This is a genomic window from Streptomyces sp. NPDC043870 (genome assembly GCF_056435785.1).
In genome coordinates this window covers 76,771-99,064 of the sequence record NZ_JBWKDT010000022.1, presented here as the reverse complement: position 1 = coordinate 99,064, position 22,294 = coordinate 76,771, and the positions used below count along the sequence as shown (strand labels likewise).

At 70.1% G+C, this 22,294-nt stretch carries 18 protein-coding genes and 1 pseudogene; 11 read left to right on the top strand and 8 right to left on the bottom strand.

Annotated features, from left to right (window positions below; translation table 11 throughout):
- Nucleotides 1-13: 13 nt before the first annotated feature.
- The 4 genes and pseudogenes from AC0699_RS24875 (at nt 14) to AC0699_RS24860 (ending at nt 6,415) form a co-directional block, all read left to right on the top strand.
- A pseudogene (locus AC0699_RS24875) lies at nt 14-2,163 on the top strand (MMPL family transporter).
- A 262-nt stretch (nt 2,164-2,425) separates the two neighbouring features.
- Complete coding sequence (locus AC0699_RS24870) at nt 2,426-4,279, top strand: VanW family protein (RefSeq protein WP_478664036.1); 1,854 nt, start codon at nt 2,426-2,428, stop codon at nt 4,277-4,279.
- Nucleotides 4,280-4,482: 203 nt separating this feature from the next.
- Nucleotides 4,483-5,181 (top strand): SDR family oxidoreductase, encoded by a 699-nt coding sequence (locus tag AC0699_RS24865; RefSeq protein ID WP_478664032.1) that lies wholly within the window; start codon nt 4,483-4,485, stop codon nt 5,179-5,181.
- 247 nt (nt 5,182-5,428) lie between these two features.
- A complete protein-coding gene (locus tag AC0699_RS24860) occupies nt 5,429-6,415 on the top strand; it encodes an NAD-dependent epimerase/dehydratase family protein (protein ID WP_478664029.1) in 987 nt (328 codons plus the stop codon).
- Between the two features lie 192 nt (nt 6,416-6,607).
- Here AC0699_RS24860 and AC0699_RS24855 read toward each other — a convergent pair whose 3' ends face one another.
- Both AC0699_RS24855 and AC0699_RS24850 read right to left on the bottom strand, forming a co-directional pair.
- On the bottom strand, nt 6,608-7,279 hold the full coding sequence (locus AC0699_RS24855; RefSeq protein WP_478664142.1) for a TetR/AcrR family transcriptional regulator: 672 nt from the start codon (nt 7,277-7,279) through the stop codon (nt 6,608-6,610).
- 302 nt (nt 7,280-7,581) lie between these two features.
- On the bottom strand, nt 7,582-8,805 hold the full coding sequence (locus AC0699_RS24850; RefSeq protein WP_478664026.1) for a GDSL-type esterase/lipase family protein: 1,224 nt from the start codon (nt 8,803-8,805) through the stop codon (nt 7,582-7,584).
- Between the two features lie 441 nt (nt 8,806-9,246).
- Between AC0699_RS24850 and AC0699_RS24845 the strand changes: the two genes are divergently transcribed.
- Complete coding sequence (locus tag AC0699_RS24845) at nt 9,247-9,477, top strand: response regulator transcription factor (protein ID WP_478660319.1); 231 nt, start codon at nt 9,247-9,249, stop codon at nt 9,475-9,477.
- A 219-nt stretch (nt 9,478-9,696) separates the two neighbouring features.
- Here AC0699_RS24845 and AC0699_RS24840 read toward each other — a convergent pair whose 3' ends face one another.
- Together AC0699_RS24840 and AC0699_RS24835 are read right to left on the bottom strand one after the other, a co-directional pair.
- Nucleotides 9,697-10,347, bottom strand: a complete 651-nt coding sequence (locus tag AC0699_RS24840) for a formylglycine-generating enzyme family protein (protein WP_478664139.1) — start codon at nt 10,345-10,347, stop codon at nt 9,697-9,699.
- 38 nt (nt 10,348-10,385) lie between these two features.
- On the bottom strand, nt 10,386-10,943 hold the full coding sequence (locus tag AC0699_RS24835) for a GNAT family N-acetyltransferase (protein WP_478664023.1): 558 nt from the start codon (nt 10,941-10,943) through the stop codon (nt 10,386-10,388).
- A gap of 368 nt (nt 10,944-11,311) precedes the next feature.
- Here AC0699_RS24835 and AC0699_RS24830 point away from each other — a divergent pair, with 368 nt between their 5' ends.
- The 3 genes from AC0699_RS24830 to AC0699_RS24820 are packed head-to-tail and all read left to right on the top strand — an operon-like array spanning nt 11,312 to nt 13,075.
- Entirely contained in the window at nt 11,312-11,548 is a 237-nt protein-coding gene (locus AC0699_RS24830) for a DUF6186 family protein (RefSeq protein ID WP_478664022.1), read from the top strand.
- A 31-nt stretch (nt 11,549-11,579) separates the two neighbouring features.
- On the top strand, nt 11,580-11,975 hold the full coding sequence (locus AC0699_RS24825) for a DUF6256 family protein (protein ID WP_478664020.1): 396 nt from the start codon (nt 11,580-11,582) through the stop codon (nt 11,973-11,975).
- Complete coding sequence (locus tag AC0699_RS24820) at nt 11,975-13,075, top strand: baeRF2 domain-containing protein (protein WP_478664017.1); 1,101 nt, start codon at nt 11,975-11,977, stop codon at nt 13,073-13,075. Before AC0699_RS24825 ends, AC0699_RS24820 begins: the two co-directional genes overlap by 1 nt.
- A gap of 150 nt (nt 13,076-13,225) precedes the next feature.
- On the opposite strand, the gene AC0699_RS24815 is transcribed toward AC0699_RS24820, so the two are convergent.
- Both AC0699_RS24815 and AC0699_RS24810 read right to left on the bottom strand, forming a co-directional pair.
- Nucleotides 13,226-15,313, bottom strand: coding sequence for a sensor histidine kinase (locus AC0699_RS24815; RefSeq protein ID WP_478664015.1), 2,088 nt, complete (start codon nt 15,311-15,313; stop codon nt 13,226-13,228).
- A gap of 295 nt (nt 15,314-15,608) precedes the next feature.
- Nucleotides 15,609-15,854, bottom strand: coding sequence for a response regulator transcription factor (locus AC0699_RS24810; RefSeq protein ID WP_478664013.1), 246 nt, complete (start codon nt 15,852-15,854; stop codon nt 15,609-15,611).
- Between the two features lie 401 nt (nt 15,855-16,255).
- Here AC0699_RS24810 and AC0699_RS24805 point away from each other — a divergent pair, with 401 nt between their 5' ends.
- Nucleotides 16,256-18,694 carry a SpoIIE family protein phosphatase gene (locus tag AC0699_RS24805; RefSeq protein WP_478664011.1) on the top strand — a complete coding sequence of 813 codons (2,439 nt, stop codon included), beginning with the start codon at nt 16,256-16,258 and terminating at the stop codon, nt 18,692-18,694.
- A gap of 135 nt (nt 18,695-18,829) precedes the next feature.
- The gene (locus AC0699_RS24800; protein ID WP_478664008.1) at nt 18,830-19,216 is read left to right on the top strand and encodes a barstar family protein; all 387 of its coding nucleotides are present in this window, start codon (nt 18,830-18,832) and stop codon (nt 19,214-19,216) included.
- A gap of 197 nt (nt 19,217-19,413) precedes the next feature.
- Here the strand turns inward: AC0699_RS24800 and AC0699_RS24795 are convergent, their stop codons facing one another.
- Nucleotides 19,414-19,647 (bottom strand): hypothetical protein, encoded by a 234-nt coding sequence (locus AC0699_RS24795; RefSeq protein WP_469772544.1) that lies wholly within the window; start codon nt 19,645-19,647, stop codon nt 19,414-19,416.
- Between the two features lie 179 nt (nt 19,648-19,826).
- Between AC0699_RS24795 and AC0699_RS24790 the strand changes: the two genes are divergently transcribed.
- Nucleotides 19,827-20,555, top strand: coding sequence for a class I SAM-dependent methyltransferase (locus tag AC0699_RS24790; protein WP_478664005.1), 729 nt, complete (start codon nt 19,827-19,829; stop codon nt 20,553-20,555).
- Between the two features lie 512 nt (nt 20,556-21,067).
- Here the strand turns inward: AC0699_RS24790 and AC0699_RS24785 are convergent.
- Entirely contained in the window at nt 21,068-22,270 is a 1,203-nt protein-coding gene (locus AC0699_RS24785) for an erythromycin esterase family protein (RefSeq protein WP_478664002.1), read from the bottom strand.
- Nucleotides 22,271-22,294: the final 24 nt, after the last annotated feature.

Genomic DNA, 22,294 nt, shown 5'->3' with positions numbered 1-22,294 from the left:
CTGAGGAATTCACGTGGTGCGCAAATTGACGTCATTGCCCAGTGGCAGGGTGGCGAAATGGGTCATCCTCGCCCTCTGGATCGCCCTGCTGATCCCGGCCCTCATGCTGGCCGGCAAGCTCGGCGACGTCGAGGAGAACGACAATTCGGCCTGGCTGCCCGGTAATGCGGAGTCGACCAAGGTCGTCGAGCGGCCGAGAAGTTCCAGCCGGCCGACACCCTGCCGGCGATTGTGGTCTACGACCGGCCCGGGGGCATCACGCCCGCCGACACGGCCAAGGCCCAAGCCGACGTCGAAGCCTTCAAGGGCGTCAAGAACGTCGTGGGGCAGCCGCAGGGCCCGTTGACGGCCCAGGACGGCAAGGCCATCCAGACCGTGGTCCAGGTGCGCAAGGACAAGTCGGGCTGGGAAGGCATCGGCAAGGTCGTCGACGACATGACCGAGGTCGGGAAGAAGAACGCGGACGGTCTCGGATTCCACGTCACCGGACCGGCCGGTTACGCATCCGACTCGATCAAGGCATTCAGCGGGGGAGGCAGCCTGACGACGATCACAGCGGTGGTGGTGGTCGCCATCCTGCTGCTCACCTACCGCAGCCCGTTGCTGCCGCTGCTGCCCCTGGTGACCGTGGGCGGAGCCCTGGTCACGTCGGAAGCGGTAATCTACCTGCTGGCGAAGAACGCCGGACTCACCGTCAACAAGCAGACGAGCTTCATCCTGACCGTGCTGGTGTTCGGCGCCGCCACCGACTACGCCCTCCTGCTTACCTCGCGGTACCGCGAGGAGTTGCGGCGGCACGAGGACCGTCACGAGGCGATGGCGGAGGCCCTGCACCGCTCCTCTCCCGCCATCATCGCCAGCGCCGCGACCGTCGCGGTCAGCTTGATGCTGCTGATGCTGGCCACCCTGAACTCCACCCAGGGTCTCGGGCCGGCCTGTGCCGTCGGCATCCTCGTGGGGCTGCTCGCCATGGTCACCCTGATGCCGGCTCTGCTGGTCATCTGCGGCCGCTGGATCTTCTGGCCGGTGAAGCCGTCGTACGGATCGGGCACGGCGACCAAGGAGGGCATCTGGACCCGGGTCGGCACCGCCGTCTCCGGCCGGCCGCGGATCGTCTGGATCGGGACCTCGCTCGTCCTGGCCTTCATGGCACTCGGGGTGTTCGGGCTCAAGGCCGACGGGCTTGCCAACAAGGACCAGTTCACCAACAAGCCGCAGATGGCGGTCGGCGAGGAGATCCAGTCCAAGCACTTCCCGGCCGGGTCGGGCGACCCCGTCCACGTCGTGGCCAAGGCTGCCTCGGCGGAGCAGGTGAAGACCGCGCTGTCCGGGGTGCCGGGCGTCGCCGCCGTCTCGCCGCCGGTGGTCAAGAACGGTGAGGTCATCGTGCTCGGGGAGCTCAAGGACGACCCCAGCAGCACGGCCGCCATGCGGACCGTGGAGCGGGCCCGAACCGCGGTCCACCAGATCGAGGGTGCGGATGCCGAGGTCGGCGGCAACACGGCGATCGTTCTCGACACGCAGGAAGCCGCCGCCCGCGACTCCGAGGTGATCATCCCCATCGTGCTGATCGTGGTGTTCCTCATCCTCACTCTGCTGCTGCGGGCGATCGTCGCACCATTGCTGCTCATGGCGACGGTGGTGCTGTCGTTCGCGGCGGCCCTCGGCGTGAGCAGTCTGATGTTCAACCATGTCTTCGGCCTCGCCGGGGCGGAAGCCTCCTTCCCGCTCCTGTCGTTCGTGTTCCTGGTCGCCCTGGGCATCGACTACAACATCTTCCTGGTCACCCGGGTGCGCGAAGCGACCCTGGAACACGGCACCCGGCGCGGCGCGCTGGTGGGCCTCTCCGCCACTGGAGGCGTGATCACCTCAGCGGGGGCGGTGCTGGCCGGTACCTTCGCGGCGATGGCCTCGCTGCCGCTCGTGTTCGCGGCCGAGCTCGGGTTCGCGGTGGCGTTCGGCGTGCTGCTGGACACCATCATCGTCCGCTCGGTGCTGGTGACCGCGCTGACCCTGGACGTGGGTCGATGGATGTGGTGGCCCAGCAAACTGTTCAGGCATCACGACGTCCCCCAGCCGCCGGCGGACAAGCCCGACCTCGAGCACCCGCTCTCCAGCGATGGACACCCACCTCGCGCTGATGGGGCCGGGGTGCCAGCCTGACCGGCCACGAATCCCATCCACCCCCGTACACCCTGTGCACCCGTGCGCCCCGTACACCTCACCCCAAGCGCCCCAAGGGCTCCAGGCGCCCCGGTGGCTCCAGGGAATCCGGGCATCCGGGGGATTCCCCCCTCGTGAAACCAATCACATTTTGATCTCTTTTTGCCTGTTTTGCCGGATCGTTTTGGGCGAATCCACGTACATCGGGCTGTTCTGGCGTTCCCAAGCGCCTTTCCGGCCGGCCGGCGCTACAGGGAGATACATGGGACGCGCACCCCGCACAACGGGCACCTGGCGGATTGCTCTGCCTGCCACAGGGAACGCTCTGCCCGCCGCGGGCGGGGCTGTCCTGCTGGCCCTGGGCGGCATCTACACCGCCGGGCTCGCCACCAGCGACATCCCCGAGGGCACTCAGGTGCGAGGGGTCGACATCGGCCGCATGAGCCGAGCGGAGGCCCAGCGGGTCCTGGACGAAAAGCTCGCGCCGGCCTTCGCGGCGCCGGTCGCGATGAAGATCGGGGACCGCGTCGAGAAGGCCGATCCCGCCACGCTCGGACTGTCCCTGGACACCGCAGCGACCGCCGACCGCGCCGCTCGCGCAGGCTCCGACCCCCTCACCGTGGCCGGCAGGCTCCTCACCTCCGGCGGTCGGGACATCGAGCCGGTGATACGCGTGGACGAGCGCAAGAGCCGGGCCGCGGTCGAGCGCATGGCCGCGGCCACCGAGCGCCAGGCCGGCGACGGGGCGATCTCGTTCGAGGGCGGCCGGGCACGGGCCATCGCCCCCGTCACCGGTATCTCCCTGAGCACTGACCAGGCCCTTCACACTCTCCGTGACGCCTACCTCCGCACGACCGATGCCGGCCGCGGCCCGGGCCCCGTCGTGATGCCGGTGAAGCAGACGAAGCCGCGGATCGGTCCGCAGGAGACGGAGCGGGCCATGAATCAGTTCGCCCGGCCCGCACTCTCCGGCCCGATCACCCTCACCCTCGCCGGCGAGCGCATATCCATCGGCCCCGCCACGCTCAGCAAGCATCTGGCGATGAGGCCCGACAATCAGAACCGCCTCGTGCCGGCCCTCGACTCCAAGGGCCTGCTCGCGGATCCCGCGGTGGCCGGGCCGCTGCAGGAAGCCGCTCAGGGCCCCTCGGACGCCACACTTCGCCTCGGCGGCAACGACCGCGTGGTGGTCGCGAAGGAGGCCCGCGTGGGGCGGAAGGTCACCGACACCGCGCTCGACGAGGCCGTCCTGCCCCTGCTGACCCGCACCGGCGCGGCCCGCACCGGCGAGATCGCCGCCCCAGCCCTCCAGCCGGAGTTCACGAGCGCCACGGCGCAGCGGCTCGGCATCACGGAGAAGGTCTCCTCCTTCACCGTCAATTTCCCGGCCGCTCCCTACCGCATCACCAACATCGCCCGCGCCGTGGAACTCATCAACGGCTCCGTCGTCCTGCCCGGACAGGAATGGAGCTTCAACAAGACCGTCGGCGAGCGCACGAAGGAGAACGGCTTCGTCGACGGCATCATGATCAACAATGGTCAGTACGAGAAGTCTCCCGGCGGCGGCGTGTCCGCCGTCGCCACCACGATGTTCAACGCCATGTTCTTCGCGGGCGTCAAACCCCTCGAGTACGGCGCCCACTCCTTCTACATCGAGCGCTATCCGGAAGGCCGTGAGGCCACCGTCGCGTGGGGCACCCTCGATCTGCGCTTCACCAACGACCTGGACCACGCCCTCTACATCCAGGCCGAATCCACTGACACCTCGGTGACCATCACCTTCCTCGGCACCAAGAAGTACGACGAGATACGCGCGACCCAGGGACCGCGTACCCACATCACACCGCCGGGCACACGCACCGGCAGCGGTCCCACGTGCGAGGTCCAGACCCCGCTCGAAGGCTTCGACGTCGCCGTCGACCGCGTCTTCGTCCAGGACGGCCGGGAAGTCAAGCGGGAGAACTTCCAGACCCACTACACGCCCCGCGACAAGGTCACCTGCACCCCGGAGAAGACCACCCCCGCTCCGGCAGCGGAACCGGAACCGGCACCGACAGCGGACCGGCCGGAAAGCCCGCCCGCGCCGGCACCGAGCGACAGCCCCAGCGCCGGCTGATCCGAACGCCGTATCCCTGCGGACAGACGCGACACCCGCCCCGAGCCAGGCTCGGGGCGGGTGTCTGTCTTGTGGCCCTGCCGTCGAGTGCGCGAAGAGGTAGCGACTCAGGTGCAGCCAGGTGACGGGTCGATCAGCCGCTGTCCGGGGCTTAGCGTCAGAAGACAGGAGTCCTCCACATTCGCCCGCAGGGAGGGGTGATCATGGACATCAAGGGTTCGGTAGCCCTTGTGACGGGAGCCAACCGTGGCATCGGGCTGGCCTTCGCCCAGGCACTGCTCGCTCACGGCGCCGCCAAGGTCTACGCCGGTGTCCGGGAGCCGGAGAGCGTCCGGGACCCCGGGCTCGTTCCGCTGCGACTGGACGTCACCGACGAGGAACAGGTCGCCGCAGCCGTACGTGCCGCCGACGATGTCAGCATCGTCATCAACAACGCCGGGGTCGCCGGTGGCCCGTCCCTCCTCGAGGGGTCATTCGACGGTGCCAGGCGCGAGATGGAGGTCAACTACTTCGGCACCTGGGCCGTCTCGCGTGCGTTCGCGCCCGTATTGGCCGCCCATGGCGGGGGAGCGCTGGTCAACATGCTGTCCGTGGCGTCATGGGTGGCCAACAGGCGGCTTCCGAGCTACGCGGCCTCCAAGTCCGCTCAGTGGTCGCTGACGAACGCCTTCCGGCTGGCGCTGCGGGAGCAGGGCACGCTGGTGGTCGGCGTCCATGCCGGCTATGTCGACACCGACTTGGCGGCGGATGTCGACTCCCCGAAGATCCTTGCGAGCGACGTGGCCGAGAAGACGATGGCGGCGCTGCTCAATGACGACCCCGAAGTGCTGGCCGACGAGGTAACCCGCCACGTGCGCGCCGCGCTCTCGGGGGAACTGGAGGCGCTGTACGCCGATCGGTGACCGCCCCGACGCGCCGTCGTCCTGACCGCTGAACAGGGCCCGTTCGATGGTCTGGGCCTGTACGCCTCTTGGCAACCGGCCTGTTCGTCACTCCCCGGAGCAGTCGAAGAGTTCCTCCCGATGAAGTTGCCGAGCGGACTCTGCGACAGGGAATCCGGGCATTCATGCCCGGGAGGACGCCACGACTCGAGTCCGCTGTCAGTGAACCCGCCTCGACGCTCGGTGTTCGCGGTGCTTGGGTGTCGGGATGGAGATCTTGGTTCTGGGCGGAACAGCATGGGTGGGCCGGGAGTTGTCGCGGCAGGCTGTTGAGCGCGGCCATCGGGTGACGTGCCTCGCTCGCGGTGAAAGCGGAGACGTCGCGGACGGAGCGAGGCTGGTGGCCGCCGACCGGCGCGATCCTTCGGCGTACGGACCACTGCTCGACCGCGAATGGGATGCGGTCGTCGAGGTGTCATGGCAGCCGGGCTTCGTTCGCGAGGCGCTCGGCGCACTGGGCGGCAGGGCCAGGCACTGGACCTATGTCTCCTCCATCAGCGCCTACGCCTCCCATGCGACACCGGACGCGGACGAGTGCGCGGCCCTCCATGCTCCGACCGACCGAAGCGAGGTCGACCGCGCGGTGTACGGCGAGGCGAAGGTCGCCTGCGAGCAGGCGTCGACGGCCGTCATGGGCGACCGCCTCCTCATCGCACGAGCCGGTCTCATCGGCGGCCCGGGTGATCACAGCGGGCGCTCCGGCTACTGGGTGGCCCGTGCCGCACGCGATCCGCAAGGGCCGATGCTGGTTCCCGATGCAACGGCCATGCCCACACAGGCAGTTGACGTGCGGGACCTCACCGCCTGGCTGCTCGACGCCGCCGAGACGGGCAGCATCGGCACATACGACGCTGTCGGTCCGGTCGTTCCGTTCGGAGAGTGGATCGAGCTGTCCCGCGCCATCGGCGAGCACACCGGGCCGGTGGTGACCGCCGACTCGGCGTGGCTGCTCGCGAACGGCGTGGCGGAGTACATGGGCACCCAGTCGCTGCCGATGTGGCTGGTCGATCCGGGCTGGAAAGGCTGGTCTGCCCGGAACGGGTCCGCGGCGCGCGCCGCGGGGCTCCGCCACCGGCCCCGGACGGAGCTGCTGGCCGACACACTGCTCTGGGAACGCGAGCAGGGGCTGGACCGGGCCAGGCGAGCCGGCCTCAGCGCCCAGCGCGAACGCGAGTTGCTCGACGCTCTTGTCTGAGTCCGACGGCTTTGGCCATGAGCATCACGGATGTGAGCGAGCCTTCTGATTCGCTGTCTGACGGAGCACGCTCAAGGCCGGCCTGATGCCGTGTCCAGTGTCCGGAATCCCGTGCCGCAGCTCCTCAGGCATGTCGGGCGGCGGCTGGTGTCCCGGGCCGCAGCGCAGGCCACTCCGGCGCTCCGGTCAGTCTCAGTGCGGGCCCAAGTTGCCCAGGACCTGCCCGAGTTGGGCCGCGGTGAGCGGGGGCTCGGGCAGCCGGCCGGCGGCGGGGGAGGCGCGCAGGCCGTCGAGGAGCAGGGCGAGAGGGCGGCGCCAGGCGTCCGGGGCCGCGGCGGTGAGGGCCGGGACGGCCCGGCCGAGCGCCGCCAGCGCGAGGAGGAGATCCTCGGTGCTGAGATCGTCGCGAATGGTGCCCTGTTCGCGCCCGCGGCGCAGAAGCAGATCCACGGTCTCGCGGTTGTGGGCGTGGACGGCGTCCAGCGAGCCGACGCCGTCCAGGCGTGTGGTCATCAAGTCGTTCGTACCGCGGTCGGCGGCCAGGCCCGCGAAGACCGTTTCGACGTAGGCCAGCAGGCCTGACCAGCCGTCCTCGGCGGCCCGGGCCCGCTCCCCGGCGGTCATGGTCTCTGCCAGGGCATCCCGGAAGACCTCGTCGCCGAGCGCGGCGCGGCTGGGGAAATGCCGGTACAGGGTGGCGTTTCCCACGCCCGCCCGGCGGGCGATCACGTCGAGTGGCGCGTCCAGCCCCTGCTCGGCGAACACCTCGCGGGCCGCCTCCACCAGCAGCTCACGGTTGCGCCGCGCATCGCGCCGCCGTACCGGATCCGGCCCTTTGGAAGGAGGAGCCTCGGCGGCGATCATGGTCATCAGCCCTGATCGTGGCCCGAGGAAAGGTTCCGTGCGGCAACCTGTCCAGGCGCGCCAGGCTGATTCCACTCAGTGGTGCCCCACTGTGCCGTTATGCCGTCGGTTTCCGGAAGCAGAGCTGATGAGCTCGGACGGCAGGCGGCAGCCCAGACAGTGCTCCGCCGCAGCAACCGCGGCCGCGTCGACGGGCGACCTGAACTCGACCTCGGGAAACACAGGTTTGCGACATCTCTCCGCATAGGCGCACCCTGGACGGGCGGACGCGCAATGATCCGGCGCCGGGAGAGTACGGGCGTTCAGGCGCGTTCGGCGGTGAACGGTCCGCCGGTGCCGAAGGCCAGGGCGGCGAAGCGTTCGCCGATGCGGCGGTGTGTGGCGGCGTCCGGGTGGAGCTGGTCGGGCAGTGGCAGCTCGGCGAAGTCCGCCTCGCCATAGAGGTCGCGGCCGTCGAGGTGGTGCAGGTTCGGGTCGTCGGCTGCCCGCTGCTTCACGATGCGGGCCAGTTCTTCCCGGATGACGTTGAGCGTCAGCTTCCCGCTGCGCCGTTCCGCGGGGTCGCCCGCGGCCCGGAACTGTAGCTTCCCTGCGCTGAGGTTGCTGAAGTCCGGGGCGCTGGGTCCGGGCGTGTCCTCGTGGATGGGGCACAGGATCGGCGAGACGACCAGCAGCGGCGTGGTGGGATGCCCCTCGCGGATCGTGTCGAGGAAGCCGTGCACGGCCGGAGTGAAAGCGCGCAGACGCATCAGGTCGGTGTTGACCAGGTTGATGCCGATCTTAACGCTGATCAGGTCCGCGGGGGTGTCCCGCAGGGCACGGGCGGTGAACGCGTCGAGGAGGGCGCTGCCGCCCAGACCGAGGTTGATCAGCTCCACGCCGCCCAGAGAGGCGGCCAGCGCCGGCCACGTCGTGGTGGGGCTTGCGGCGTCGGAGCCGTGGCTGATCGAACTGCCGTGATGCAGCCACACGCTGTGGCCCTCTTCCGGCACGGCCTCGACGGCGGCGTCGGTGCGCAGGGCGACCAGCTGGGTGATCTCGTTGTGGGGCAGCCAGATCTCGACGTCCTTCACACCGTCGGGCAGACCGGTGAACCGGACCGTGCCGACCGGGCCGGGCCGGGTTTCCGCAGATCCGGTGGCCATGTCCACCAGCAGCACGTTGCCACCGGTCACACTGGCCTGCCCGGCCAGCCGGCCATCGACAAGCAGGTCGTACACACCGTCCGGACGGGGCGGCGCGCCCTGGTAGGCCATCTTGGTACGGAGCGCGTCCAGCTCGACGGCGGTGGCCCGGCTGCGGAACACCAGCCGTACGCCGGAGGGCTGGGCCTCCGCCATGGCCAACTGCCCATCGGCGCACTGCGTGCGGGCCCGGGCGGGCAGCCGGTGCGGCAGCACACCGTGCTCGGTGCGCTCCAAGTCGAGCGCGCCGCGCAGGAGGTCGGCGGTGACGGGCGTGGTCACCCAGTTCGTCGCCCGGGGCGTGGTGGGGGAGCCCGGGACGGGGTCTGGCTGAGCGCTCATGACCTCAGCCTGTCAACCGGGTTCCTGCATCCGCAAATGACTTTCCGGGCCACCCCGTGGCCGGTGCCGACGGTCGCCGTCCACCAGACGGCGTCGGCCGGGCAGTGGCGCGAACTGAGGGGTAGCCCGGGAAGGCAGCGCTGTACGTCGAGGTCGTCGTTCCGCCTGGTCTCTGCGTGTGCGGGCTGCTCCCACTCCTGACCGTCGGGGACCGCAGGGGGCAGGTCGGCGCCAACCAGCTCGACCGGCTTTCTCTGTGATCGCCCGTGACCGTCCGTGACGGTGTGGCGTGTGACACGCCTGTGACAGTGGGCGGACGCCGTCGTGAAGTCGCCCCGGCAGCCTTTTGAAAAGAGGGCAAAACGCCTTATTCGGGCATATGCCTCCTGCTTCCGAGGGCGTGAGCAGAGATGAACGGGCCGATCCGCCGGAGGGAATCCCATGAGCCTCGCACTCGCCACGCCGTACGCCGAAGCCCCCGCACCCGCGCTGGCTCCGCGCGAGCAGGAGACGCTGCGGCACATCGCCGCCGGGCGCACCTACCTGCAGACGGCCCGCCACATGGGACTCTCCAAGCACACCGTCGACGCCTACCTCCGCCGCATCCGCGCCAAGCTCAACATCAACAACACGGCCGAACTCACCCGACTGGCCATCTCCCTCGGCCTGTGACACTCCACCCCCGGCCACCCGCCCATCCAGGCCCAGCGGCGACGACGGCAGATTCCGCACACCCTCGAGTCTGTTCGTCCCGACCGTTGCGCCCGTTGCCGCGCGTGACCGCCACTGACATCACGTGCCTCCGCAGGTCGACGGGCGCGGTCGTCCGTGGTGTGATCACCGGCAGGTGGTCACGCGGTGTGGGATGCGACCATGGCGCACACGTCACTGTCAGTGCATGACGGAACGCGCGATGCGAAAACCCACGTCATCGACCTGGAACGTCGGGTGGCTGCGGCGCCGCACCGAGGCCCGGCAGCTCCAGTGCTCGTCGAACCACCCGCCGCCACGCAGCACCCGGTAGGTGCCGTAGACCTCGGGGTCGTAGATGTCCCAGCACCATTCCCAGACGTTGCCGATCATGTCGTAGAAGCCCCACGCGTTGCGCTGCTTGCCGCCCACATCGTGGATGCGTTCGCCCGAGTTGCTGCGGCACCAGGCGATCTCGTCGAGCGGCCCGTAACGCGGTCCGGTCGTACCGGCACGACAGGCGTGCTCCCACTCCGCCTCGGTCGGCAGCCGGTACCCGTCGGCGGACGCGTCCCAGTCGATGCCTTCGCCGTCGGCATGAAGGCGGTAGGCGGGTGCGCATCCTTCGCGCTGGGACAGGGCGTTGCAGAACCTGACCGCGTCCCACCAGGAAACACCCTCGACGGGTAGCCGGTCCCCACGAGCGGTGCTTGGCCGTCGGCCGGTGATCTGTGCGTGGAGCGCCTGAGTGACCGGGAACGCCGAGAGCCGGTAGGGCGCAAGCTCCACCGACCAATTGCGCTGCGTCCGCCGGTCCGACAGCGTTACCTGCCCCGGCGGGACGGCGATCATCTCGTTCTCGCACTCGACACCGGACCCGGATGACAAGCTCACAGTTCCCTCATCGAGTGCAGTTGGGCGAACTCGTCGGCGAGCATGCCCATCATGACGAGATCGTGGCGCCCACCGGCGAAGAACACCTGATCGCGGAGGCGGCCCTCCTCGATGAAGCCGAGCCGACGATGGAGTGCCAGCGAAGCCTCGTTGTGTGCGAAGATCCGCGCTCCGCCCTTGTGGAAGCGCCGCTCGGCGAACATGAAGCGCAGCAGCATCACCACAGCTTCTGTCGCGTAGCCCTTGCGCCGATGATCGGCGCCGATCGTGATGCCGTACTCGAACCAGCCCGCACATGGGTCGGCGTGGTGCGAGCCGACGGCACCGACTATTTCCCCCGTGTCGGCGGCTTCGATTGCCAACTGGAAGCAGTTGCCATCGGACTTGGCAGCGGCCTGCTCCTTCGCCCAGGCGCGGTAGCTCTCGGCGGAACGGGGTGGGTGCAGTGTGTCTCCCAACCGCTCCTCGTCCTCGGCGAAGCGCATGAACGCGGTCCAGTCGTCGGGCTCGATACCGCGCAGGCGCACCCGTTTGCCGGTCCAGAACGATGTCATCCCCTATTTGATCATGCTGCAACGCGCGAGGTCCAGACCTTCGCCAACCTCTGAGAAGGCCTGTGAACCGGCACTTCGAGGCTGCCGAACATGCCAGGTTCGGGCCGTTCGGCACCGGAGATCGAACGACCATGTCCCGGGCGGCATGGGGCCGAGCCGAGGAGGCGCAGGCCCGCCGAACGCCACACAGATGGATGGTCTGCCGTGCGCCGGCCAGGGTCCGGCGGAGGGCTCGAGGAAGCGTCCGACGCCACGTCCACCGCGCCTTCCCGTGGCGGGTCCGGCTTTCCGGGCCGGTCGTGGCGGATGATCAGCCTGACCGCCCCGGTCCGGCGGGGCAGTGGCACACACGCGTGCGGGAGGTCGCGGTGGCGGAGCATCCGGTGATCGGGTATCTCGTCTGGGCCGTACTGTTCGGCGCCGTCTTCACCTGGGAGGGCATCGGCCTGATCCGGGCCGACGACGCCTTCCCCACCCTCAGCGATGCCATGGGCGCCGTCATGCGCCGTCCCGCGGGGCGATGGGCGCTCTTCGCCCTGTGGCTCTGGTTCGGCTGGCACACGTTCGTCAGAGGCTGGCACTTCCTGCTCCGGGACGCGTCGTGATGATCCGTCGGCGCGGGGGAAGGGACCGGCCGTGCTCCCCCTGCCGCTGAACATCTCGTTCATGCTGATCGGCTATGCGCTGGTCATGGGATATCTCGCCCTCGGCCTGCGCATTCTGCGCCGACAGCCGTACGGCTCCCGGCAGCCTGCGCGGCGGCCGGCCCTGATGGCCGGCGGGCGCGGGTGGCCGGGACTGATCCGCCAGGTGGCCGGCACCGCGGTGGGCGGTTATGTGCTGCTGATGGCCGTGGTGGCCGTGACCTACGAAGGTGTGGCGAGCCGGGGAGGCCGGCTGCTGGAGAGCGCGGCCACGGGAGGCGCGCTGCTCGTGGGGACCACGCTGCCGGTCTTCTTCCTCGCATCGTGGGTTGCCGTACGACTGCAGCATCATCGAAGAAGAAGGAGGGAGAAGAGCGCCGAGGAGTGATGATGAGGCTGTCGTTCCTGGGGCCTCTCTATGCGGAGCCGGGCCCCTTCGTGTCCGTGTACCTGGACACTTCGCGCGACATCGACCATCCGGAGCGGGCGATCGCGCTGCGCTGGCGCCGCCTGCGCGACGAGCTGACCCGACAGGGCGTCGACCGGGCGACCATCACTGCCGTGGAGCAGGTGGTGGGCGCGGACGCGGAGCTGCCCGGCATGCACGGGCAGGCCATCTTCACCGCCCACGGGGCGCTGGTGCTGGACGGCGAGCTGCCGAAGCCGCCAGCGCACGACTCGGCGCGCTACGGCACCTTGCCCGACGCGATGCCGCTGGTGGCGCAGCACGTTCCGGAGATCCCGTATCTGACCGCGGTCGTGCACTACGGCGGACTGCCCACCGCCGAGACCGAGGGCACGGTGACGGTGGTGGCGGAGACCGGTGTCTGGCCGGTTTCGAACGTCGCCCCGGGCGAGCGGCTGCACCGGCGGGTCCCGGTGGGCGAGTGGCACGACACGGCCGTCCGGCTCGGCCACGAACTGGACCAGTGGGCGCGGCAGGACGGCGCCGACGCCTTCGTGATCGGCGGGGACGAGTGGGCCTGCGGCGTCCTGGTGCGCCGGCTGCCCGACAGGCTGCGGGACCGGGTCGTACGGGTCGGGGGCGAGACGCCGACGGACACCGGGCGGGCGCTCCTGGAGCCGCAGCTCGAGACGGTCTTCCGAGGGCACATGGCCATCCACGACCGGGTACTCGTGGAGACGTTCATCGCCAGGCGGGCCCGGCACGGAGCCGCGGCCGAGGGTCTGGCCGCCACGGTCGCGGCACTGCAGCGCGGCCAGGTCGCGGCACTCCTGCTCAACCGCCCTCCGGCGTCGTCCCTCCGTCTCTGGACGGGCTCACGGCCCACTCAGCTGGCCCTGACGGAGGACGAGCTGCTGTCCTTCGGGGTACGGGCACCCAGGGAGGAGCCTGCCGACGAGGCCTTGGTCCGCGCCCTCGTCGGCACCGGTGCCGAACTGGTCGTGGCACCGGAGCACGTGCTGCGCCTGCGGGAAGGCGTCGGCGCGCTGCTCCGGTACACCGACCCGGGGACGCCGTGCTGACGGCGTGGTCTGCACGACGCATTCGTCCTGCCGCCGGACCCGCCGCGGAACCGCCCCGGACCCGCCCCGGACCCGCCGCGGGTCCGCCGCGGGCTCGCCAGGATGAGGGACGTGTCGCGCCCGCGCGCCTGCCAGGCGGCGGGAGCCCGGTCACGGCTGGGCTGTCAGCGGCTGCTCGGTGGCGGGCGCAGGCGGCGACACGGCGAGCAGCGATGCCGGCAGGGCCACGTACGCGGTGGTGCCGGAGCCCTCGCTCGGGCGTAGCTCGACCTGCGCGCCCAGGCGGGCGGCGAGCCTGCCGACGACATAGTGGCCGAGGAATCCCGTCGGTGCGACGAGGAAGCTCTCCTCACCGGCCAGCCGGGCGTTCGCCCGGGCCAGTCCCTCGGCGGACATCCCTATGCCGCGGTCCACGACGGCGAGGCAGTACTCGTCCACATCGCGCCAGCCGTACACCTCGACCGGCAGGTTCGCCGATGAGTAGCAGAGGGCGTTCTCGATCAGCTCGGCGAGCAGGTGGGAGAGATCGGCGACGGCGTGGCCGCGGATGCGGCACGGCTGGACGTCGGGCAGCACGACCCGCCGGTACTGCTCAACCTCCGAAAGTGCCGACTGCACCACCTCGAGCGTCGTGACGGTCCCCGACCAGGCGCGGGGCGGCTCCTGTTCGCCGACCAGCACCAGGAGCGACTCGGCGTTGCGGCGCATCCGGGTGGCGAGGTGGTCGAGCTCGAACAGCTCGCCGAGCGCGTCCGGGTCGATCTCCTGGCTCTCCAGCGTGGTGATCAGTCCGAGCTGGCGGCGGAGCAGACTCTGGTTCCTGCGGCCGAGGTTGGCGAGGGACTCGGACGTGTTGCGGCGCAGGGCCGCCTGCTCGGCGGCGAGGCTCACAGCCGTGCGCTCCACGTTGCGCAGGGCCGCGGCGAGCTGGGAGATCTCCTGGGCGCCGGTGTGGAACCTCGACTCGTACGGAACGGGCGTGAGCGGTCGCGTGCCGGCCGGGTCCGGCTCCGCCTCCTGGATCCGTCGCACCGCCTCCCGCAGCCGGGTCCCGGCCACGTCGTCCGCCTCTTCCGCGAGCGCGCCGAGCGGTCGGGTGATGGAGCGGGCCGAGAGCATGGCGAGGGCTGCCGCGACCACGACGATGAGGACTCCCAGCCCGATGAACCCGATGAGTTGCCCGGTCGCGGTGTCGCTGAGCTGCCCGGCCCGTGCCTGTGCGTCCGCGCCGACGCGTTGCTGTACGCCGTACAGGTCGTCGACCAGGACCGTCATGGACTGCCACCACTGCGCGGGGTCGACCCCGGGACGCGAGCCGTCCGCGGCAGCGGAGGCCCGGTCCTCCAGCGCGAGGGCGCGCCGGGCGTCCTTGGTCGCGAACGTCCCCTTGAGCGCCTTGCGCTGGGCCGCTGTCGCCGACTGTTCGTACTGGCGCAGGGCCGCCACGCGGGCCGCCCGAACCTCGGTGAATTTCAGGTACTCGTCCCCGCGGAAGCGTCCGGCGGCGAAGACGCCGTTGAGCGCGCCGCGCTCCAGCGCCACCGATTCGGTGGCGTCGGCGAGCGCCTGCAGCGCGGCCATCCCGTCGACCAGGGTCCGGTCGCCGCGGGCCGTGTCGGTGGTGTCGGCCGACTGTGCGCGGATGAACGCGGAGATCACGGCCGTGTAGTAGTCGAAGGTCTCGGTGCGGGCCGCGCTGCCCGCGTCGACGCCGGAACGCACGGCGACGAGCCGTGCGAGCCGGTCGTCGGCCGCCTCGACGGCGGACTCCGTGTCGGCGGCGTCCTCGGCGAGTACGGCCGTGAGGCCGGCACGCGCGGAGTCGGAACGCTCCCGCTGTGCGGCCAGATCGTCCCGGTACTCGTCGGCTCCCCCTAAGAGCCCGTTGGTGAGGCCCCGTTCGCGTTGGAGCTCGTGCACCAGGGCCTGTACGCCGAGGACCACGTCGACCCGGTCCCTGGTCTCCCGGGCCGCGGCCCAGTCGGTCATCCGGTCCGCGACCGCGAGCCCGGTGAGCACGAGCAGCAGACACGTCGGTACGGCCAGCACGACCGCAACCCGCCCGCGGATGGTGCGCCAGCCCGGGGTCAGGCGGGCCAGGCGTTGGGGAAAGGCCGGTGAGTCCAGTTCGGCCGGTTCGGTGACTCTGGTGGCTTCGGTGGCTTCGGTGGCTTCGGTGGGTTCGATTCGGTCGGTGTGTTTGGGTTCACTGGGCTTCACATGCCCCGTCTCGGTCACGGAGCACGACGTTAGAGACGGGCCGTCAGTACGCCATTTCCCTTCCGTAAGAGGCGAGTTGCACCCCGCTCACGGGAGGCGCCCGCCTCCTCCTGCGACAGGGGACATACTCCCGAAACGCGGATGCGGGCAGTGCCCCCGCCTGTCCCCCCTGCCCCAGCGATGCCGTCGATCACGGAACGGCGGTGGCGGTGGCGATGAGTTTCTTCTTGGTGATCGCCGCGACGGCTGTCGCGGCGATCATGGGGGAGGCGAGGCCGTGCTCGGGCAGCCGCATGGCTTGGGTGGCCGGGTGTCACAGGCCGAGAGTGATGGCGAGGCGGGTGAGTTCCGCGGTGCTGTGGGTGCCGAGCTTGGCGCGGATGCGGCGGAGATAGGCGTCGACGGTGTGCTTGGAGAGTCCCATGTGGCGGGCGGTCTGCAGGTAGGTGCGTCCTGCGGCGATGTGCCGCAGTGTTTCCTGCTCGCGCGGAGCCAGCGCCTGCTGCGCGAGCTGTGCGGGTGCGGGGGCTTCGGCGGACAGCGTGGGCGTGGGACTCATCGGACCTCCTCCGCCTGATCGGCTCGGGCATCGCTGCTCACACTCTCGGAAGCAGTGCATATGCGATGAAATCGACGAAATTCGGATATTTGCCGTCCATCACGCGGGAAGCCTGGGGTCCGGTTCCACGACGGGGCACATTTTCTGAAGTTTTCTTTATCCGCCCAGGCCAGCGAGGTTCGGGCGACGTCCATTGGAGGTTGGAGCGGGTGCCGCGGGCAGGCTCGTTGGCGGGCTCGTCCTGCGTGGGCCGGCGTGGGCGGCGGTCCGCGCCGGGCCGGGGGCCTCGCCGCAGCGCTGCGTTGGTGCTGGCTGCCCCGCAGGATCATGCTTGTCAGTGGGGTGGTGGCTGGGCTGGTTCGTTGGTCGTGCGGGCTTTGGCGAGGGTGAGATGAGTGGTGATGGAGCGGATTCCCACCCCTTCTGGTGAGCGGCGAGGCGAGGCGGAGGCCCCGCTCGAGTCGACGTACACGGCCACGGCCACGATCAGCGGGCAGGGCATCGTGACGGGGTGGAGCGAGGGCGCTTCGCGGCTGCTCGGCTACGCGCCCTCCGGGGTCGTGGGGCGCCCCGCCGCCCAGCTGCTCGCCGACGACGCCGCTGATGAGCGTGAGAGCGCATGGCGGGCGGCGACCGGGCGGGGGCGGTGGGGCGGCAACGTGGCGCTACGGCACCAGGATGGCCGGCGGCTGGAGGTGGGGGTTCTGGCGCACCGGCGGGCGGCGGGTGGCGGCGGGGATGTGGAGTGGCTGGTGGTGTCCGCGGTGGTGGGCAGGCCGGTGACGCCCGGGGGCGGGGCGCTGGGGGAGTGGGCGTTCGTGCAGTCCCCCTGTGCCGGGGCGGTGTTCGACGCAGATCTCCGGCTTGTGCGGGCGAATGCCGGTATGGAGCGGGTGCTGTCCTTCGCGGAGTCGGAGATGCGCGGGCTGCGGTTGCCGGAGATCGCGCCGTATCCGGCGAGCGTAGAGGCCGAGGGAGCGATGCGCCTGGCGTTGGAGACCGGTGAGCCGCAGCAGGTGAAGGCCTTCATCGGTCCCACGGGTGTGAGCCCGGAGGGCGGCTGGTCGGCTTCGCTTGCTCCGTTGCGGGATGCGGACGGCCGGGTGAGTGCGGTGTGCGTGGCGGCGCACCGCGGGCCGGGGGAGGATCTTGCCCAGCAGCGGATGCTGTTGCTGCATGACGCGGGCGCGCGGATCGGTTCCAGTCTGGATGTCGCGGGTACGGCGCAGGAGCTGGCCGGCGTCGCCGTCCCTGGCTTTGCGGACTTCGTGGCTGTCGACCTGCTTGATTCTCCCCGGCACGGTGACGAGCTGCCGGCGGCCGTGCCGGCCGGGCAGCCTGTTCGCGTGAGCCGCCTCGCTGCGCGGTCGGTGCACGAGGGTAGCCGGGAGTCTCTGGGCAAGGTGGGGGAGAGCTTGGCCTATCCGGCGCTTTCGCCTGCGGCGGAGTGTCTGGTCGCGGGCCGTGGCGCGGTGTACGACGTGGCCGATCCGGCGCTTGTCCAGTGGGTGGCGCACGATCCGGGGGCCGCCTGGATCCGCGAGGCGGGGACGCACTCGGTGATGGTGGTTCCGGTGCGTGCTCGTGGAGTCACTCTTGGTGCGGCTCTCTTCGGTCGTCACCAGCGTCCGGAGCCGTTCGGTCCGGATGATCTGGCCCTGGCCGAGGAACTCGCGGCCAGGGCGGCTGTCAGCATCCACAATGCCCGCCGCTTCACCCGGGAGCGCACCAGCACGATGACCTTGCAGCGCAGTCTGCTCCCGCAGACGCTGCCCGATCAGGCGGGGCTGGAGATTGCCTCCCGCTATCTGCCTGCCGGGAGCGGGGCGGGTGTGGGCGGCGACTGGTTCGATGTGATCCCGCTCTCCGGGGCACGGGTGGCGCTGGTGGTGGGCGATGTGGTCGGCCACGGCATCCGTGCTTCCGCGACCATGGGGCGGCTGCGTACTGCGGTGCGCACCCTGGCCGATGTGGACCTGCCGCCCGACGAGCTGCTGACACACCTCGACGATCTGGTCATGCACCTCTCCGCGGACGAGGGCGATGCGGAAGGCGGTGCCGAGGCTGCCGGGGGGATTGGCACCACGTGCCTGTACGCGGTCTACGATCCGGTCACCCGCCATTGCACGCTGGCCCGGGCCGGTCATCCCCCGCCCGCCGTGGTCAGCCCGGACGGCAGTGTGTATCTGTTGGATGTGCCGGCCGGCCCACCGCTGGGCCTGGGCGGCCTCCCCTTCGAAACCATCGAGACCGAACTGCCCGAGGGCAGCCTCCTCGCCCTCTACACCGACGGCCTGCTCCAACCCCGCGAGCGCGACATCGACGACGCCTTCGACAAGATGTTCGCCGCGCTCGCCCGCCCCACCCAGGCCCTGGACACCGTCTGCGACCGGGTTCTCACGGCCCTGCTCACCCACCGCCCCGACGACGATGTCGCTCTGCTCATCGCCCGCACCCGGGTCCTGCACGCCGACCGGGTCGTCGCCTGGGACCTGGCCTCCGACCCCGCCATCGTCGCCCGGGCCCGTCAGTACGCCACCGACCAACTCGCCGCCTGGGGACTCGACGACGCCGTCTTCGTCACCGAACTGATGGTCAGCGAGCTGGTCACCAACGCCATCCGCTACGGCCGACCACCCATCCAGCTACGCCTCATCCACGAGAACAGCACCCTCATCTGCGAAGTCTCCGACTCCAGCAGCACCACGCCCCACATGCGTCGCGCCCGCACCTTCGACGAAGGCGGACGCGGCCTGCTGCTCGTCGCCCAACTCGCCCAACGCTGGGGCACCCGGCACGCCCCCACCGGCAAGACCATCTGGGCCGAACAAGACCTGTAGTGCTGTGACCGGGGAACGTTCGCCGGTCGAGTGATGGGCCGTGTGGCGGTGTGACGCTGCAGGTTCAGTTCCTGACGGGATGCGGGTGCGTCAGAAGGACGGGGGCGCAGCCGAGCCGCACGTATTCTGCGAACTGTGACGGCGATATATGTACTGGACGGGGCCCGGATCAGGACGCTGGAGGACTTCTGGCGAGTCATCGGTGAGGCGATCAACGGTCCCGGTGGTTACTTCGGCAGGAACCTCGATGCTTTCGCCGACTGCCTCAGCGGTGGCTTCGGGGCGCCCGACGACGATGACTATGTGGTCGAGTGGCGGGATCATCAGGCGTCTCGCGAGAATCTGGGTTACCCGGAGACAGCTCGCCAGCTGGAGATCCGCCTTTCGCGGTGTCACCCCACGAACCGGCCCGCTGTCAGCGCCGATCTGGACGCGGCGCGTGAAGAGCGCGGAACGACTGTCTTCGACTGGCTGGTCGAGATCTTCGAGGATCGCGCTCCGGGCGTCCTGCGGCTTCGGTGACAGTGCAGCCCGTCGGCCTGGGCAGACAGCGAAACCTTCAGAGAATGCGCAACGACGCGGAACCGGAGACGCTGCTGAAGAACCGGCTGGACGCTGAGATCAGGACTGCGAATCGTCCGGCCGGAGACTTCGGCCAGAGGGTCAGCATTCGGCCGTCGTCGAGCGGGGAATCGCCGGCAGTGCGGCTCTGCCGGCGCTCAGGCGTGGTCCACGAGTTGCGCAACGCCCCTCTGGCGAGCACAGTGCGCGCAACAGAAGAACTGCCCGTCCGATTGAAGGCCGTGGCCGAGGATGCGGCACTGGCAGTTCTCGCAGATCGGTGCCATCTTCTGTGCTGCGCACTCGATGCTGTCGAAGATGTGGACGGCTCCTGCGGCATGCACTTCGAAGGACATCTCGTAGTCGTTGTTGCAGACCTCGCACACAGCCATGAATGATCAGCTCCTTGTTGCCTCATGGACAGCCGGGCGGGGCCGGCTGTCGGCTTTCCTGGAAGGTATCGAGCAGGCGCATCGAACCTCCGGCGGCACGTTGGGCAGGTCTCGACCGGCGTACCGGAATCACTCAGGTGGGCGCGGTGGGATGCATGACCGACGGTAGCGTGGCGGGCATGGCAAACGAGGCCTACGACAATCCACGGCTGGCCGCACTCTACGATCCGCTCGAACCGGACCGCAGCGATCTGGACGTATACGTGGCCGTGGCCCAGGAATTGAAGGCACGTCAGGTCCTTGACATTGGGTGCGGGACGGGCACGTTCGCGCTGATGCTGGCCGACCGCGGGCTGACGGTGTCCGGCGTGGACCCGTCCGAGGCCTCCCTCGACGTCGCGCGGTCCAAGCAGGGCGGCGAACGGGTGCGGTGGATTCACGGCGATGCGACGGCGCTCCCGGACATGCGGGTCGACCTCGCCACCATGACCGCCAACGTTGTTCAGGCCATCGTGGACTCGGAGATGTGGGAGGGCACGCTGCGCGGGATCCGCCCGGCACTGCGGCCGGGCGGTCACCTCGTCTTCGAGACAAGGGACCCGGCCCGGCGGGCGTGGGAGGGGTGGACCCGGGCAGCGACACACCGTGTCGTCGCCGTCGAAGGAGTCGGCCCCGTCGAGACCTGGGTGGACGTCACGGACGTCAGCTGGCCGCTGGTGACTTTCCGCGGCACCGTCATCTTCACGGCGACCGGTGAGACGCTCACATCCGACTCGACCCTCCGCTTCCGCGAGCGTGCGGAGGTGGAGGCCGCGCTGACCGCGAACGGCTACATCGTGGACGAGGTGCGCGACGCCCCCGACCGCCCCGGCCGGGAGTTCGTCTTCTTCGCCCGCCGCCCGGAGTGACGGTCAGGAGGCCGTGCTCGGCTCCGGCCTCCGCCGCCGCGCGTTCCCGCCGTGGACGATCTTCCGGACCCCGAATTCCCGAGACCTCCGCAGCCCGATGGTCGCGCCGCTCCTGTACGGGTAGCAACGCTGCGTGGCTGCATCGTCAGGGGTCGCTTTGGTCGGGGAGGCGCATGGCGGGGCCGCCGGCATACAGGCCGGGTGGATCGTGTGGCCCTTCGGCTCCTCCCGCGCCTCCTGTTGGCCGAGCGTGGTGAGGACGAGGTAGTGGTAGCCGTTGTGGAGCTCCTCGATGCCATCCCGGCCTCGGCGAGGTCGGCCCTGGTGCGGTGGTGGACCTGCACCGGCGCGACGCGGATGTGTCGAGCCACTTGCGCGCTGTCAGGCCCACGGAGAGTGAAGCACCGCGTACCGATGGGTTTGTCATCGACCTGGTGACTTCACTATCGGGACGCCGGAACGCCTCCCGCCCCTCCGAGGCGCCCCGACAGGCTGGACCGTTGACGGTGGCACTAGCTCTGCGGGACGTCCTTGACGAAGACGATCCCGTCGTTTCCGGCCAGGTGGGCCGGGTCAAGTGGGCTGTAGCCGTAGTAGGGGGACACGCGGGGGGCGGGCCGTGTGTCGCCGAGGGCGGTGGCCAGCCCGGCGGCGTCGACGACGTAGTGGTCCTCCGGGAGCGCGTACAGGAGTCCTTCGATGGTGTCGGGTGGCGGGGTGCCCACTCCCTGGTGCCGGATCGTGCCGAGGGCCGTGGCCAGGAAGGCATACTCCTCGCCCAGATGGGCGCTCACGAGCGCGCCGGCGCTCCACCACTCCAGCGGCAGGTCGCCCATCCGCATCGTGCTCTTGTGCCGCTGGAGATGGCCGTTGTGGGCGTGGACCAGCGCCGGTCCCCGTTCGGCGACGGCGAGGAGGTTGCCGGCCATCATCCGGTCCCGCAGACTTACCAGCCGCGTCATGCGGCTCGTTGAGGTGTCGGCCATCCAGAAGTGGTAGCGCAGCAGGCCGGTGGCGGTGCGTCCGTACAGTCGCGCCCGGTCCCAGTCGTCCCGCGTGGTCGCCTCGATCAGGTGTGGCGTCTGCGCGTCGAGCAGTGCCACCAGATCGTCGGCGAGCAGCCGCAGCTCCCTGGCCTCGGCCGACTGCCCCACGGACCGGGACGGGTCCATCATCGCGGCGGGATCGGTCCACCGGTCGTCGGCGCCGAGCAGGCGGTCGAGCGTTTCCGCGGAGCAGGGGAGCAGGTCGGCGTCCACCCTGGCCGAGAGGTAGCCGTGGAGTGGGATGAGGGCCTGCCGGGGGCTCGCGGCGCCGGTGATCTCCAGCGGGCCGTCGAAACCGGCGAAGCGGAGCCGCTCGGACGCGGGCCGGCCGTCGTTGTACGCCCGTATCCAGCGCACGAGTTCGCGGTTGGCCGCGGACGCGCCCCACCCGTGACTGAATCCGCACTCCATGACCTCGTCGAGGGTGCCCGTGCCCGAGGTGACGTAGTCGTCCACGACCAGGCCCATCATGCAGTCGCTCTCGATCGCGATCGTCCGGTAGCCCTCCTGCTCGACGAGCTGCCGGAAGAGATCGTTGCGCAGGTCGAGCAGAGTGTCCTCGCCGTGGGTGGGTTCGCCCAGGGCGAGCACCCGCGGCCGGGCTGGGAGCAGCCTCATGACGGCGGCGGCCTCGACGGCATGGGCGGTGTCCTTGATGTCAGTAGCCATGCCTTCAACGGTATCGTTGAACTT

Bases quoted from the DNA above. Each gene is read 5' to 3' on its own strand.
- AC0699_RS24860 (WP_478664029.1), top strand. From the start codon at position 5,429: ATGGAGATCTTGGTTCTGGGCGGAACAGCATGGGTGGGCCGGGAGTTG.
- AC0699_RS24790 (WP_478664005.1), top strand. From the start codon at position 19,827: ATGGCAAACGAGGCCTACGACAATCCACGGCTGGCCGCACTCTACGAT.
- AC0699_RS24865 (WP_478664032.1), top strand. From the start codon at position 4,483: ATGGACATCAAGGGTTCGGTAGCCCTTGTGACGGGAGCCAACCGTGGC.
- AC0699_RS24870 (WP_478664036.1), top strand. From the start codon at position 2,426: ATGGGACGCGCACCCCGCACAACGGGCACCTGGCGGATTGCTCTGCCT.
- AC0699_RS24805 (WP_478664011.1), top strand. From the start codon at position 16,256: ATGGAGCGGATTCCCACCCCTTCTGGTGAGCGGCGAGGCGAGGCGGAG.
- AC0699_RS24840 (WP_478664139.1), bottom strand. From the start codon at position 10,347: ATGATCGCCGTCCCGCCGGGGCAGGTAACGCTGTCGGACCGGCGGACG.
- AC0699_RS24795 (WP_469772544.1), bottom strand. From the start codon at position 19,647: ATGGCTGTGTGCGAGGTCTGCAACAACGACTACGAGATGTCCTTCGAA.
- AC0699_RS24785 (WP_478664002.1), bottom strand. From the start codon at position 22,270: ATGGCTACTGACATCAAGGACACCGCCCATGCCGTCGAGGCCGCCGCC.
- AC0699_RS24845 (WP_478660319.1), top strand. From the start codon at position 9,247: ATGAGCCTCGCACTCGCCACGCCGTACGCCGAAGCCCCCGCACCCGCG.
- AC0699_RS24810 (WP_478664013.1), bottom strand. From the start codon at position 15,854: ATGAGTCCCACGCCCACGCTGTCCGCCGAAGCCCCCGCACCCGCACAG.
- AC0699_RS24855 (WP_478664142.1), bottom strand. From the start codon at position 7,279: ATGATCGCCGCCGAGGCTCCTCCTTCCAAAGGGCCGGATCCGGTACGG.
- AC0699_RS24850 (WP_478664026.1), bottom strand. From the start codon at position 8,805: ATGAGCGCTCAGCCAGACCCCGTCCCGGGCTCCCCCACCACGCCCCGG.
- AC0699_RS24835 (WP_478664023.1), bottom strand. From the start codon at position 10,943: ATGACATCGTTCTGGACCGGCAAACGGGTGCGCCTGCGCGGTATCGAG.
- AC0699_RS24820 (WP_478664017.1), top strand. From the start codon at position 11,975: ATGATGAGGCTGTCGTTCCTGGGGCCTCTCTATGCGGAGCCGGGCCCC.